The sequence below is a fragment of the Agrobacterium sp. CFBP2214 genome (genome assembly GCF_030209895.1).
Lineage (GTDB): Bacteria > Pseudomonadota > Alphaproteobacteria > Rhizobiales > Rhizobiaceae > Agrobacterium > Agrobacterium radiobacter.
The window spans coordinates 78,231-91,360 of the sequence record NZ_JARVRC010000003.1 but is presented as its reverse complement, the minus strand read 5'-3'; the positions used below and the strand labels follow the sequence as shown (position 1 = coordinate 91,360).

The following is a 13,130-nucleotide window of genomic DNA, read 5'->3' as shown; positions in this document are numbered from 1 at the left end:
TTCCCATCGTCGTAAAGACGGGAAACGGCGTTCCACCATCCCTTATTTCGGGAAGATGGTTTCCCAGACCGTTGCGATGGACCAGGCGGACGATGCATCGACAAGAAGTTTCGTCGCCATGGCGAGACATGACAGGACGAGAAGCGGGCGTATGATCTTCGCGCCGTTTTTCATCGCGAAACGGGATCCGATCTGCGCGCCGATGAACTGGCCGACCCCCATGGCCAGGCCAAGCTTCCACAAAACCGCGCCACCCATTGCAAAGACGAGAAAGCCGCCGAAATTCGAACCGAGGTTGAGAAGCTTCGTGTGGGCGGTCGCCTTCAGCATTCCAAAACCGGCAAGGCCCACAAAGGCCAGCATGTAGAAGGACCCCGCGCCGGGGCCGAAAACACCGTCGTAAAAACCGATCAGCGGCGCGACCGCAAGCCCGAACACGAAGGGCGTGATGCGGCGGTGGCTGTCGATATCGCTGAGCTGCGGCTTGAAGGCAAAATAAAGCGCGATCGCAATCAACAGGAACGGCATGATGGCGCGCATGAGATCGGCCGGCACGAAGGCGGCTGTCAGCGCGCCGAGCATCCCGCCGGCCATGGCCATCAGCGCCATCGGCAATTGTTCTTTGAGATTCACATGGCCGCGTCTGGCATAGGCAAGGGTCGCAGAGGCGGAACCAAACTGCGCCTGCAGCTTGTTCGTGCCGAGCGTATCGAGCGGGGCGATGCCCATGATCATCATTGCGGGAATGACGATGAGGCCACCACCACCGGCGATGGAATCGATAAATCCGGCAAAGATGGCGACGCAGAAGAGAACGATAAAAACGTTGAGGGCGATGTCTTGCACTGGGAATGTCCGGGCAGGCGGGAGGAGAGGGCTTCTTCTTTCACCGAAAAGGCCACCGCGCAATATCTTTCTGTACGTTCGGCTGCGGGAAGGGGGATTGCGGTGTTGCCGCTTATCGTTATGTTTCCGTGGCGCGTCGCCGGAAGGCCTGATGGCGCTTGAGACATACGGATGAGGGCATTATGCATAAAGTGATATTCGATACGGATCCCGGTGTGGATGACGCCATGGCGCTTCTTTTTCTGCACCGCCATCCCGATATCGATCTGATCGGCGTTACCACCGTTTTCGGCAATGCGCCCATTGATATCACCACCCGCAATGCGCTCTTCCTGAAGCGGGAATGGCAGATGACAGCACCGGTCGCCAGGGGCGCCGGCGTGACCTTCGATCCCGCCCGCAAGGAAGGCCACTGGCCGACCTTCATCCATGGCGAAAACGGTCTCGGCGATATCGATATCCCCGAGACCATCGATCTGCCGCTCGATCCGCGTCCGGCGCATCGCTTCATCATCGAGACGGTCAAGGCCAATCCCGGTGAGGTGACGCTGATTGCTGTCGGTCGCATGACCAATCTGGCGCTGGCGCTCAGCGAAGAGCCGGATTTTGCCGCGCTGGTGAAGGAAGTGATCGTCATGGGCGGCGCCTTCGATATCAACGGCAATGTGTCGCCGGCGGCCGAGGCCAATATTCACGGCGATCCGGAAGCGGCCGATCTCGTCTTCACCGCGCCCTGGCGAGTGGTCGTTGTCGGTCTCGATGTGACGACGAAAACGGTGATGACCAGCGCCTTCATGGCTGACATGGCAAAGGCCGGCGGCAAGCCGGTGCAGCTGCTTTCGGACCTGTCGCAGTTCTATATCGATTTCTACAAGACCCGCACCGGCGACGGCATGGTGGTGCATGATAGCTGCGCCTGCGTCTATCTCGTGGCGCCTGAGCTTTTTGAAACCCGCAGCGGCCCGGTACGCGTCGTCTGTGGCGGGCTTGCCGACGGCCAGACGATCCAGAAGCCGGATGGCCGCGCCTTTCCGCCCGGTGACTGGGATGGGCATCCGAGCCAGCTCGTCTGCACAAATATCGAGCCGGAGCGCGTGCTTTCGGTCATCCGCGCCGCAATTGTGACAGGGGAGCGCGGCTGAAGGGCGGGAATGGCCGTTCTTGAGCATGGCTTGCCTTGCATTTTCCAAGAATCTGGCGTTATGCAAGTTCCCTGATCGTAGTGCGCGATCCGCCATGCCTGAGGGGCTGAAAAGGCCGTGCCGGAAGGACGGGCGGATGGCCGCTATGCGGCGTGGGCCGAGAAAACCCCTGTAGGTTTTCCCGTGCTTTGCGCTACAATGAATAACGCCTGCCGGGTCGGTTCGTGTCGGCGGCGTTTAACAACAAAAAACGAACCTTCGTTATGGACCGGCAGTACCGGTCCATTCCCATGAGGAAAGAGATGGAAGAGTTTCATAAGGTCCGGCGTCTGCCGCAATACGTCTTCGAACAGGTCAACCGTTTGAAAGCGAGCGCGCGAGCGGCCGGGGCCGATATCATCGATCTCGGCATGGGCAATCCCGACCTTCCGACCCCCAAGGCGATCGTCGACAAGCTTTGCGAGGTCGTTCAGGATCCGCGTACCCATCGTTATTCCTCCTCCAAGGGCATTCCAGGCCTTCGCCGCGCGCAGGCCGGTTATTATGCCCGCCGTTTCGGCGTGAAGCTGAACCCCGATACGCAGGTCGTCGCGACCCTCGGCTCCAAGGAAGGCTTCGCCAATATGGCGCAGGCCATCACCGCGCCGGGCGACGTCATCCTGTGTCCGAACCCGACCTATCCGATCCATGCCTTCGGTTTCCTGATGGCGGGCGGCGTTATCCGTTCGATGAATGTCGAGCCTGATGACAGCTTCTTCGGCCCGCTGGAGCGCGCCGTGCGCCACTCCATCCCGAAGCCGCTGGCGCTGATCGTCAACTACCCGTCGAACCCGACGGCGCATGTCGCCTCGCTTGATTTCTACAAGGACGTGATCGCGTTTGCGAAGAAGCACGAGATCATCGTGCTGTCCGACCTTGCCTATTCGGAGATCTATTTCGACGACAACAACCCGCCGCCTTCGGTTCTCGAAGTTCCCGGCGCCATCGACGTCGCGGTGGAGTTCACCTCCATGTCGAAGACGTTTTCCATGCCCGGCTGGCGCATGGGCTTTGCCGTCGGCAACGAGCGGCTGATCGCGGCGCTGACGCGTGTGAAGTCCTATCTCGACTACGGCGCCTTCACGCCGATCCAGGTTGCGGCGACCCATGCGCTGAACGGTGATGGCTCCGACATTGCCGAAGTGCGCAATGTCTATCGCCGCCGTCGCGATGTCATGGTCGACACCTTCGGCAAGGCCGGCTTCGAGGTTCCGCCGCCGGCGGCGACCATGTTCGCCTGGGCGAAAATCCCGGAAAAATTCCGTCATCTCGGCAGCCTGGAGTTCTCCAAGCTCCTGGTCGAGAAGGCCGATATCGCCGTTGCTCCCGGCATCGGCTTTGGCGAGATGGGCGACGATTACGTCCGTCTCGCGCTCGTGGAAAACGAGCACCGAATTCGTCAGGCAGCGCGCAATCTGAAGCGTTTCCTGTCGAGCGCAGACGAAACGATGCACAATGTCGTTTCGCTTAACGCCCACAGATAAGGGCAACCGAAGGCGGCCGGGCCTCGGCCGCCACCATCACCAGCAAATCAGGAACATACCCATGGCAGATTCATTGAGAATCGGCATAGCGGGGCTCGGCACTGTCGGCGCTTCGCTCGTGCGCATCCTCCAGCAGAGAAGCAACGAACTTGCGATTACCTGCGGACGCGCGATTGAGATTATTGCGGTGAGCGCGCGCGACCGTTCGCGCGACCGCGGCATCGATCTCAAGGGTATTACCTGGTTCGACACGCCCGAGCAGATGGCAAGCGAAGCCGATATCGACGTCTTCGTCGAACTGGTCGGCGGCGCTTCCGGTCAGGCGGAAAATGCGGTGCGTGCGGCACTCGCCCGTGGTCTCCATGTGGTGACAGCCAACAAGGCGTTGCTGGCCAAGCACGGCGTCGAACTGGCGACGATTGCCGAAGACAAGGGGGCGCTTCTCAATTTCGAAGCGGCGGTGGCCGGCGGTATCCCCGTCATCAAGGCGCTGCGTGAATCCCTGACCGGCAACCATGTGTCGCGCATCTACGGCATCATGAACGGCACCTGCAATTACATCCTGACCAAGATGGAGAAGGAAGGGCTGTCCTTCGAGGCCTGTCTGAAGGAAGCGCAGCGGCTGGGCTATGCCGAAGCCGATCCGGCCTTCGATATCGAGGGCAACGACACCGCTCACAAGCTCGCCATTTTGACCACGCTTGCCTTCGGCAACAAGATTTCGGCTGATGACATCTATCTGGAAGGCATCACCAATATCTCCAGCGAGGACATTCAGGCGGCCGCCGAACTCGGTTACCGCATCAAGCTTCTCGGCGTGGCGCAGGTGACCGAATCCGGCATCGAGCAGCGCGTGCATCCGACCATGGTGCCGCTCGATTCCGTCATTGCCCAGGTGGACGGCGTGACCAATGCGGTGGCGATCGAATCCGACATTCTCGGCGAATTGCTGATGGTCGGGCCGGGTGCCGGTGGCAACGCCACGGCGTCTGCCGTGCTTGGTGACATCGCCGATATCGCCAAGAGCCGTCCGGGCGCCCAGCAGGTGCCTGTCCTCGGTCGTCCGGCGAAATCGCTGTCGGAGTATCGCCGCGCCAAGATGAAGAGCCATGAGGGCGGTTATTTCATCCGCCTGACGGTGAAGGATCAGGCAGGCGTCTTCGCCTCCATCGCCACCCGTATGGCCGATAACAACATCTCGCTGGAATCCATCGTGCAGCGCCAGCGCGTGCATGTGGAAGGCGCGCCGCAGACCATCATCCTCGTCACCCATGCGACGATGGAAGATGCGATCCGCAAGGCCGTGAAGGCCATCAAGAACGAGAAATATCTCGTCAGCGAGCCGCAGGTCATCCGCATCGAGCGGACCTGAGACGCTTCATTATTTTGATGACATCGAGAGCCGTGCTTCCATATGGAGGCGCGGTTTTTCGTTGTATGGCTGCCTGTATAGCGCCGGTGGTCCGGCGCCCATAAAATTTGAGGGGAAGGCGTCGGAAGCGCTGGAAAACAAGGCGATTCGGCACTATGGTTAATTCTGTTCACCAAGCGAGGGAGGCGTGGCCGTGACATCGATCATCCTGTTCAAGGACAATAAGCGCGCTGGCGTTGCGGCGGCCCATCACCGGGCGCGGCCTCACAATGCCAATGACAATATTCGCACTATGGAATTCGACATGGGGGAGCATGAGCGCAACTGGTGTTCGCTCGCCGTCTTCTCGCTGCTGCTGCTCGTTGGCGCTGTCTCGATCGTCAGCCCGTTTTTCTCGATTTTTTCGGTGTGAAACCTCATATGCGCGTTTTTGCTTGAAAAACGCGCCACCGCCATTTAGCCCGTCTTAAGAGCGCGATCAGGCGCATGACAGGACGAATGGACAGGATGGCAATGATGGAGCCGGCCGATACCGTGGCCCGCGCATTTTTAAGCGTGGAGCGGTCGGCGACAGAACAGCGCTGGGTATCGCGGCTGGATCAGGCCGGGCAGAACCGCGCGCTGGCCATGTCCCAGATTCACGCCATTCCCGAATTGATCGCACGCGTTCTTGCCGGACGCGGGGTGGGTGTCGATGACGCCCTGGCATTCCTTGATCCGACCATCCGCTCCCTGATGCCCGATCCGCATATGCTGACCGATTGCGAGAAGGCCGCCGAGCGGCTGGTACGCGCCATCGAGACCGGCGAGAAGGTGGCGATCTTCGGCGACTACGATGTCGACGGTGCTGCCTCTTCTGCTTTGATGTACCGCTTCCTCGCGCATTTCGGTCTGACGCCGGAAATCTATATTCCCGACCGTATTTTTGAGGGCTACGGGCCGAACCCGGCGGCGATGCAGCAGCTTGCTGCCAATGGCGCGACGCTGATCGTGACGGTCGATTGCGGCTCAACCAGCCATGAATCGCTGCAGGCCGCCAGGGACGCGGGAACGGATGTCGTGGTGATCGATCACCACCAGGTCGGCACGGAGCTGCCGCCGGCGGTGGCGCTGGTCAATCCCAACCGCGAGGACGATCTTTCGGGGCAGGGGCATCTCTGTGCGGCAGGCGTGGTGTTCCTCGTGCTGGTCGCCACCCTGCGCCTATTGAAGGACAGGCGGAACCGGCAGGCCTTCACACTCGATCTGCTGTCCCTTCTCGATATCGTTGCGCTTGCCACCGTATGTGATGTGGTGCCGCTGAAGGGCCTCAACCGCGCCTATGTGGTCAAGGGGCTGATTGCTGCGCGCCACATGAACAATGCAGGTCTCGCTGCTCTGTTCAAGAAGGCGGGGCTTGGTGGCCCTGTGACGCCTTATCATTTCGGTTTCCTGATCGGGCCGCGCATTAATGCCGGCGGCCGCATCGGCGATGCGGCGCTCGGCAGCCGACTGCTGACGATAGATGATTCCTCGCAGGCCGAGGTGATCGCGGAGCGGCTGGATGAGCTGAACCGTGAGCGGCAGGCGATGGAAGCGGTGATGCTCGCGGAAGCCGAAGCGGAGGCTCTGTTCGAATATGGCGACGGCTCGGGTGCGGGCGTCATCGTCACCGCGCGCGAGAATTGGCATCCCGGCATTGTCGGCCTGCTCGCCTCTCGCCTGAAGGACCGTTTCCGCCGCCCGGCTTTCGCCATTGCTTTTGATCCCTCGGGCAAGGGCACCGGCTCCGGCCGTTCGATCAACGGTTTCGATATGGGGCGCATGGTGCGCGCCGCCGTGGAGGCCGGTTTGCTGGTCAAGGGCGGTGGGCATGCCATGGCGGCCGGTCTGACGGTTGAGCGCGCCAATCTCGGCAAGCTCAGGACCTTCTTCGAGGAGGCGGCCGCAAAGACCGTGAATGAGCTGGTGGAAAGCAGCGTGCTGAAGATCGACGGCGCCATCGGCGCCTCGGGTGCGACATTGCAACTTGTCGACCAGTTGGAGCAGGCCGGTCCTTACGGATCGGGCCACTCGCAGCCGATCTTCGCCGTGCCGGCGCATCGTTTGCGCGATGTGCGGCTCGTGGGTACAGCTCACGTCAAGATCACGCTGGAGGCCATGGACGGCTCGCGGCTGGACGGTATCGCGTTTCGCGCCGCAGAAGCGCCTCTGGGGCAGATGCTGCTGAATGCACGCGGCAGGAACATTCACGTTGCAGGCACCGTGGGCGCCGATCTTTGGCAGGGTCAGAGGCGCGTGCAGCTGCGCGTTCTGGACGCGGCTTTCGCGCCCTGAGGGGGCCTTCGCACTTACCCTGAATTTTATGGAACACTGTCTCTGGCGAATGGCCGAGACGCGCCAATGCGTCTTCACGCGACGCGCTAAGATTTTCGTGCAGACTACTGATTTTTATGGAGAAGCAAGTGGCACGCCCTAGGGGAGTCGAACCCCTCTTTTCAGAATGAAAATCTGACGTCCTAACCGATAGACGAAGGGCGCGTGCGCTTGTGGTGTGGCGCCCTTATAGTCAGGCTCCCGTTGCTCCGCAAGCGGAAAAATTGATTTTTTTCGCTTCACGACGAGTTTTTTTATGGAAGCCGAAAGGGCTGTGGAAAACTGAGCCGGGTCTGGCCAAGGCCTTGAAATTTCGCCGCTATCGCTGCGCGCCGGTGATGCCTTCATGCCTCGTGGAAGGCCGGGGGCGTGCTTTTCCAACCCTTAGCTGGCATCTGCTGCCCGCCAGAAAGAACCGACGTTGTGATTTGGCTGGAAGGGGAAAGGCAAGCCGGTCGATTTGCCCGCTGGCGCTTCATCCGGCTTGCCTTCCATCGGGGGGACAGCACTCTAACGTGTCGCCCGGGAATCGGTTCCGGCGCATCGATCACGCGTGACGAATTCGCGATCTACGAATCTGCTTTATATTTTCGAAGGGGGGAAAACACGAAGGCAAGTGGCACGCCCTAGGGGAGTCGAACCCCTCTTTTCAGAATGAAAATCTGACGTCCTAACCGATAGACGAAGGGCGCGTGCGCTTGTGGTGTGGCGCCCTTATAGTCAGGCTCCCGAAGGTCTGCAAGCGGAAAAATGCATGATTTGACAAAAAAATGACATGGGCCGCCAGAAGTCCTGAAAAACAAGGATTCTTGTTTCGTAACAAATGGTTAAACGGTCAGAGTTTGCTGTTTTGCGTGAGTGATATGGCTCGGCTTCAATTGCCTTGCGAAACATGTGGTTTCTCAAGGCTGCGGGCTAGCGAAAATCAAGTCAGGTATTTTCCATATATCAGCAGGCCGGAGAGTATTATTATGATTGCATTGATCGCATATGCCATCCACCGCACAAAGTTTGATTTCGGGGGGCCGCCGGATATCAAGCCGCTTAATATGTCTCCTAGAAATACAAGCAAACCATCCATCGCAAATATGTCCAAGGCCACGATTAAATTATCGCTACGAATATATCAGGCTGGCCAGTTAGAAGTCCAAGTATTGCTGCTTGGGTCGAGAATAAAATAATAAAGAGGCTCCGGTTTCACTTGCGGCCCTCGGTTTCAGTTTAAAAAAAGAAACGGGACCGTGAGGTCCCGTTTTTAGGTTTGCATTTGAAAACGTCCGTTCCGGACGCCTCTTCAATGATCAGTGCAGAATCTGGCTGAGGAACAGCCGGGTGCGCTCGTGCTGCGGATTGTCGAAGAATTCGGCGGGCGAGTTCTGTTCGACTATCTGGCCCTGGTCCATGAAGATGACGCGGTTTGCCACCTGGCGGGCGAAGCCCATTTCGTGGGTGACGCACAGCATCGTCATGCCGTCTTCGGCAAGGCTGACCATGGTGTCGAGTACTTCCTTGACCATTTCCGGGTCGAGCGCCGAGGTCGGCTCGTCGAACAGCATGATCTTCGGCTTCATGCAGAGCGAGCGGGCAATCGCCACGCGCTGCTGCTGGCCGCCGGAGAGCTGGCCGGGATACTTGTGCGCCTGCTCGGGGATCTTGACGCGCTTCAGATAGTGCATCGCCACTTCTTCAGCTTCCTTCTTGGGCATCTTGCGAACCCAGATCGGCGCCAGCGTGCAGTTTTCGAGGATCGTCAGGTGCGGGAAGAGGTTGAAGTGCTGGAACACCATGCCGACTTCACGACGCACTTCGTCGATCTTTTTCAGGTCGTTGGTAAGCTCGATACCATCAACGTTGATCAGCCCGGACTGATGTTCCTCCAGCCGGTTGATGCAACGGATCATGGTCGATTTGCCCGACCCCGAAGGACCGGCGATGACGATGCGCTCGCCTTTCATGACCTTCAGATTGATGTCGCGCAGGACGTGGAAGTCGCCATACCACTTGTTCATGCCGACGAGTTCAATTGCCACGTCCGTTGTCGAAACGGCCAGTTTTTTTGTTTGGGTTTCTGCCATTTTGAGCGTCCCTTATCGTTTATGCCCGGTGTCGAGGTGCCGTTCCATGAACAGCGAATAACGCGACATGCCGAAGCAGAATATCCAGAATACGAAACCTGCGAAAATATAACCTGTCATGGCGGTGACGGGTGTCGCCCAGTTCGCATCCGATTGGTTGAGTGTGACAATGCCGAGCAGGTCGAACATGCCGATGATCGAAACCAGCGACGTGTCCTTGAAAAGCCCGATGAAGGTGTTGACGATACCAGGAATGACGAGCTTAAGCGCCTGCGGTAGCACGATCAGTCTCGTCTTCTGCCAGTAGTTCAGGCCGAGCGAATCCGCCCCTTCATATTGTCCCTTCGGAATGGCCTGCAGGCCGCCGCGGATCACCTCCGCCATATAGGCGGATGAGAAAAGCGACACGCCGACTAGCGCGCGCAGGAACTTGTCGAAGGTCCAGCCGTCGGGCAGGAACAGCGGCAGCATGATGCTGGCGAAGAACAGCACGGTGATCAGCGGGATGCCTCTGATGACTTCGATGAAGAGCACGCAGAGCATCTTGATGACCGGCAGGTTCGACCGTCGGCCGAGCGCCAGAAGAATGCCGAAGGGGAGCGACACGGTGATCCCGAAGAAGGACAGGATGAGCGTCACCATCAGGCCGCCCCACAGCTGCGTTTCCACCTTCGGCAGGCCGAAGACGCCGCCGATGAGCAGGAAAAACGCAATGAAGGGCAGGATGATGAAAAGCACCAGCGCGTTGAGGCGCTTGAACGGCGCTTTTGGAATCAGCATCGGTATCAGCAGGATGGCGAATGTCACCATCACGAGGATGGGACGCCAGCGTTCGTCGATCGGATAGCGGCCGAAGACGAATTGTCCGAGCTTTGCCGAAACGAAAGCCCAGCACGCACCGGACTGGCCGTCCGGCAGCGCGCCGCCCTGCGAAGCGGTCAGGCAGGCGATACGATCGCTGCCGGTCCACACCGCGTCAATGAACAGCCACTTGATGACCGGCGGCACCAGATAGGCGAGCAGGGCAAGGGCGATCACCGTCAGGACCGTGTCCTTGGGGGTGGCGAAGAGTTTGGTGCGCAGCCAGTGACCGAAGCCGACGGCGCTCGAGGGCGCGGGTCTGGCGTCCTCGATGGTCTGCCGCACGAAAGCGTGATTGCTTGTTGTCATCGTCATCTCTCCACCAGGGCCATTTTCGCGTTGAACCAGTTCATGACCACGGCCGTGAGCAGGGACAGCGAGAGATAGATGACCAGCCAGATCGCAACGACTTCGACCGCCTGACCCGTCTGGTTCAGGATCGTGCCGCCGACGGAGACGATGTCGGCGAAGCCGACCGCGACCGCAAGCGAGGAGTTCTTGGTCAGGTTGAGATATTGACTTGTCAGCGGTGGGATGATGATGCGCATCGCCTGCGGAACGACGATCAGGCGCGTCGTGGTGCTGGAACGAAGCCCGAGCGCATCCGCAGCTTCCGTCTGGCCCTTCGCCACGGCCTTGATGCCGCCGCGAACGATCTCGGCGATGAAGGAGGCGGTGTAGAAGGAAAGCGCCAGAAACAGCGACATGAATTCAGGTGCGACGACCGCGCCGCCCGAGAGGTTGAACCGCCCGGCAATCGGGTAGTCGAAGGTCAGCGGTGAGCCGAGCGCGAGAAATGTCGCGGCCGGAAGGCCGATGATGAGAAGTGTAGCCGTGATCCCGGTGCGGAACTGCTGACCGGTCTTTTCCTGTCTCGCCTTTGCCCAGCGGTAAACGAAAAAGCTGATGACGATGGCGACCACAAGGGCGAGCGGTATCAGCCAGGTGCCTTCGCCCCAAAGGGGCTTCGGAAAGAAGAAGCCGCGATTGTTGAGGTAGCTTCCCAGCGGAAGCTCCAGCGAATCACGCGCCTGCGGCAGGACTGAGATGACGCCCTTGTACCAGAAGAAGATGACGAGCAGGGGCGGGATGTTGCGGAAGATTTCCACATAGGCCTGCGCGAGCTTCGAAATCAGCCAGTTGCTGGACAGCCGGGCGATACCGACGATGAAACCGATGATCGAGGCGGCGATGATGCCAAAAAACGCAACCTGGATCGTGTTGAGAATGCCAACGAGCAAAGCCCGGCCATAGGTCGCGTCGCTGGTATAAGCGATCAGCGACTGGCCGATATCAAAACCGGCTCTTCCATCGAGGAATCCGAAGCCGGACGAAATGTTTGACCGTTGAAGATTGGTGATCGTATTCGTCACGATGATCCAGACGAAGGCGGCCAGGATGACGACTGTCAGGACCTGATAGAAAATTCCGCGTATGCGTGGATCGTAGATAAGTGACGACGCGCTTTGCGCGCGCGATCGTTGCGAACTGACCGCGTTGCCTGCCATAGGCACCTTTCCCTTTTATATGCTCTTTGCGAGCTTATTTATATAATTTTAAAATGGAGGCCGGGCATTGCCCAGCCTCCTGTCATGATCTAGCCGATGATGGGGCCGATCAACGGACCGGCGGTGCGTATTGCAGGCCGCCCTTGGTCCACAGCGCGTTCTGGCCGCGCTCGATCTTCAGCGGAGAGCCTGCACCGACGTTGCGGTCGAAGACTTCGCCGTAGTTACCCACCAGCTTGATGATGTTGTAGGCCCAGTCGTTGGTCACGCCGAGATCGGTACCGATCTTGGTGCCTTCTTCCGTGCCGAGCAGGCGCTTGATATCAGGGTTGGCGCTGGTCTTCTGCTCATCGACGTTTTTCGAGGTGATGCCCAGTTCTTCGGCATTGACCATGGCGTAGTGAACCCAGGTCACGATGTCGAACCACTGGTCGTCGCCCTGGCGAACGGCCGGTCCAAGCGGCTCCTTGGAGATGACCTCAGGCAGAACGATGTTGTCGTCCGGGTTCTTCAGCTTGAGGCGGATGGCGTAAAGACCGGACTGGTCGGTGGTGTAGACGTCGCAACGGCCGGAATCATAGGCGGAGGTTGCGTCGGCTTCCTTTTCGAAAACGACCGGGTTGTACTGCAGATTGTTGGTCTTGAAGTAGTCGGCGAGATTGAGCTCGGTGGTCGTGCCGGTCTGAACGCAGACGGCGGCGCCGGAAAGCTCGAGCGCGGACTTAACATTCAAGCCCTTCTTGGCGATGAAGCCCTGGCCGTCATAATAGTTGACGGTACGGAAGTTGAAGCCGAGCGACGTGTCGCGGCTGATCGTCCAGGTGGTGTTACGGGTCAGAACATCGACTTCACCGGACTGGAGAGCCGGGAAACGGTCCTTGCTCGAAAGGGCGACGAACTTGGCCTTGGAAGGATCGCCGAAAACCGCAGTGGCAATACCACGGCAATAGTCCACGTCGATACCGGACCATTCGCCCTTGTCATCGGGATTGGAAAATCCCGGAATGCCGGCGCTGACGCCGCAGGTGACGAAACCCTTGCCCTTCACATCCTGAAGCGTCGCAGCCGAAGCGACCGAGGCTCCTCCCAAAACTGCTGCGCCGATGGCGGCTGACAGAATTGCCTTTTTCATTTTTCCCAACCTTTGTTTGTTATCGTCACTTGGAAGAGGACCGGCATATTGTCTTGCCCCAGCTCCCCCTTCAGCGAGACCTTTTCGATCCGCTTTTTCTATCACAATCGCAATTGGCAGCGGGGTCAAGACGTGCGGGCAATAATTGTGCCTATAAAACGGAATTTTCCAAATTTTGGTCGGGAAGTGTGCAAAGGGTGAAAATATAAGCATATTTTTGCGGAAATTTGAACTTGCACAGTATTTGCATACTTGTTGTATGCTCACTCTCGGTGGATCAATTCACGCCGTTTGAGAGGAGCCTGCGGGACTTGAC

The 13,130-nt window shown here is 59.0% G+C and carries 10 protein-coding genes and 2 tRNA genes; 5 read left to right on the top strand and 7 right to left on the bottom strand.

Annotation, left to right across the window (positions count from 1 at the left end; translation table 11 throughout):
• Positions 1-42 precede the first annotated feature (42 nt).
• Positions 43-846: a TSUP family transporter gene (locus tag QRN60_RS07670; protein WP_060725789.1), complete on the bottom strand. Its 804-nt coding sequence runs from the start codon at positions 844-846 to the stop codon at positions 43-45.
• A 182-nt stretch (positions 847-1,028) separates the two neighbouring features.
• On the opposite strand from QRN60_RS07670, the gene QRN60_RS07665 reads away from it, so the two are divergent.
• From QRN60_RS07665 to recJ, 5 genes are all read left to right on the top strand, one after another.
• On the top strand, positions 1,029-1,988 hold the full coding sequence (locus tag QRN60_RS07665; RefSeq protein ID WP_111784456.1) for a nucleoside hydrolase: 960 nt from the start codon (positions 1,029-1,031) through the stop codon (positions 1,986-1,988).
• Positions 1,989-2,290: 302 nt separating this feature from the next.
• Positions 2,291-3,511, top strand: a complete 1,221-nt coding sequence (locus QRN60_RS07660) for an LL-diaminopimelate aminotransferase (protein WP_003502876.1) — start codon at positions 2,291-2,293, stop codon at positions 3,509-3,511.
• A gap of 61 nt (positions 3,512-3,572) precedes the next feature.
• The gene (locus tag QRN60_RS07655) at positions 3,573-4,883 is read left to right on the top strand and encodes a homoserine dehydrogenase (RefSeq protein ID WP_020012584.1); all 1,311 of its coding nucleotides are present in this window, start codon (positions 3,573-3,575) and stop codon (positions 4,881-4,883) included.
• 187 nt (positions 4,884-5,070) lie between these two features.
• Positions 5,071-5,295: a hypothetical protein gene (locus QRN60_RS07650; protein WP_020012583.1), complete on the top strand. Its 225-nt coding sequence runs from the start codon at positions 5,071-5,073 to the stop codon at positions 5,293-5,295.
• A gap of 95 nt (positions 5,296-5,390) precedes the next feature.
• Positions 5,391-7,199, top strand: coding sequence for a single-stranded-DNA-specific exonuclease RecJ (gene recJ / locus QRN60_RS07645; protein ID WP_080570139.1), 1,809 nt, complete (start codon positions 5,391-5,393; stop codon positions 7,197-7,199).
• Between the two features lie 129 nt (positions 7,200-7,328).
• Here recJ and QRN60_RS07640 read toward each other — a convergent pair.
• From QRN60_RS07640 to QRN60_RS07615, 6 genes are all read right to left on the bottom strand, one after another.
• A tRNA-Glu gene (locus QRN60_RS07640) sits at positions 7,329-7,403 on the bottom strand.
• A gap of 452 nt (positions 7,404-7,855) precedes the next feature.
• Positions 7,856-7,930, bottom strand: a tRNA-Glu gene (locus tag QRN60_RS07635).
• Between the two features lie 609 nt (positions 7,931-8,539).
• Positions 8,540-9,313, bottom strand: a complete 774-nt coding sequence (locus tag QRN60_RS07630) for an amino acid ABC transporter ATP-binding protein (protein ID WP_003502869.1) — start codon at positions 9,311-9,313, stop codon at positions 8,540-8,542.
• Positions 9,314-9,325: 12 nt separating this feature from the next.
• Positions 9,326-10,483 (bottom strand): amino acid ABC transporter permease, encoded by a 1,158-nt coding sequence (locus QRN60_RS07625; protein WP_003502867.1) that lies wholly within the window; start codon positions 10,481-10,483, stop codon positions 9,326-9,328.
• A gap of 2 nt (positions 10,484-10,485) precedes the next feature.
• The gene (locus QRN60_RS07620; protein WP_129565189.1) at positions 10,486-11,682 is read right to left on the bottom strand and encodes an amino acid ABC transporter permease; all 1,197 of its coding nucleotides are present in this window, start codon (positions 11,680-11,682) and stop codon (positions 10,486-10,488) included.
• A gap of 109 nt (positions 11,683-11,791) precedes the next feature.
• Positions 11,792-12,814 (bottom strand): amino acid ABC transporter substrate-binding protein, encoded by a 1,023-nt coding sequence (locus QRN60_RS07615; protein ID WP_003502863.1) that lies wholly within the window; start codon positions 12,812-12,814, stop codon positions 11,792-11,794.
• Positions 12,815-13,130: the final 316 nt, after the last annotated feature.

Coding starts and splice junctions, on each gene's coding strand:
- QRN60_RS07665 (WP_111784456.1), top strand. CDS start 1,029: ATGCATAAAGTGATATTCGATACGGATCCCGGTGTGGATGACGCCATG.
- QRN60_RS07660 (WP_003502876.1), top strand. CDS start 2,291: ATGGAAGAGTTTCATAAGGTCCGGCGTCTGCCGCAATACGTCTTCGAA.
- QRN60_RS07655 (WP_020012584.1), top strand. CDS start 3,573: ATGGCAGATTCATTGAGAATCGGCATAGCGGGGCTCGGCACTGTCGGC.
- recJ (WP_080570139.1), top strand. CDS start 5,391: ATGGCAATGATGGAGCCGGCCGATACCGTGGCCCGCGCATTTTTAAGC.
- QRN60_RS07630 (WP_003502869.1), bottom strand. CDS start 9,313: ATGGCAGAAACCCAAACAAAAAAACTGGCCGTTTCGACAACGGACGTG.
- QRN60_RS07625 (WP_003502867.1), bottom strand. CDS start 10,483: ATGACAACAAGCAATCACGCTTTCGTGCGGCAGACCATCGAGGACGCC.
- QRN60_RS07620 (WP_129565189.1), bottom strand. CDS start 11,682: ATGGCAGGCAACGCGGTCAGTTCGCAACGATCGCGCGCGCAAAGCGCG.
- QRN60_RS07615 (WP_003502863.1), bottom strand. CDS start 12,814: ATGAAAAAGGCAATTCTGTCAGCCGCCATCGGCGCAGCAGTTTTGGGA.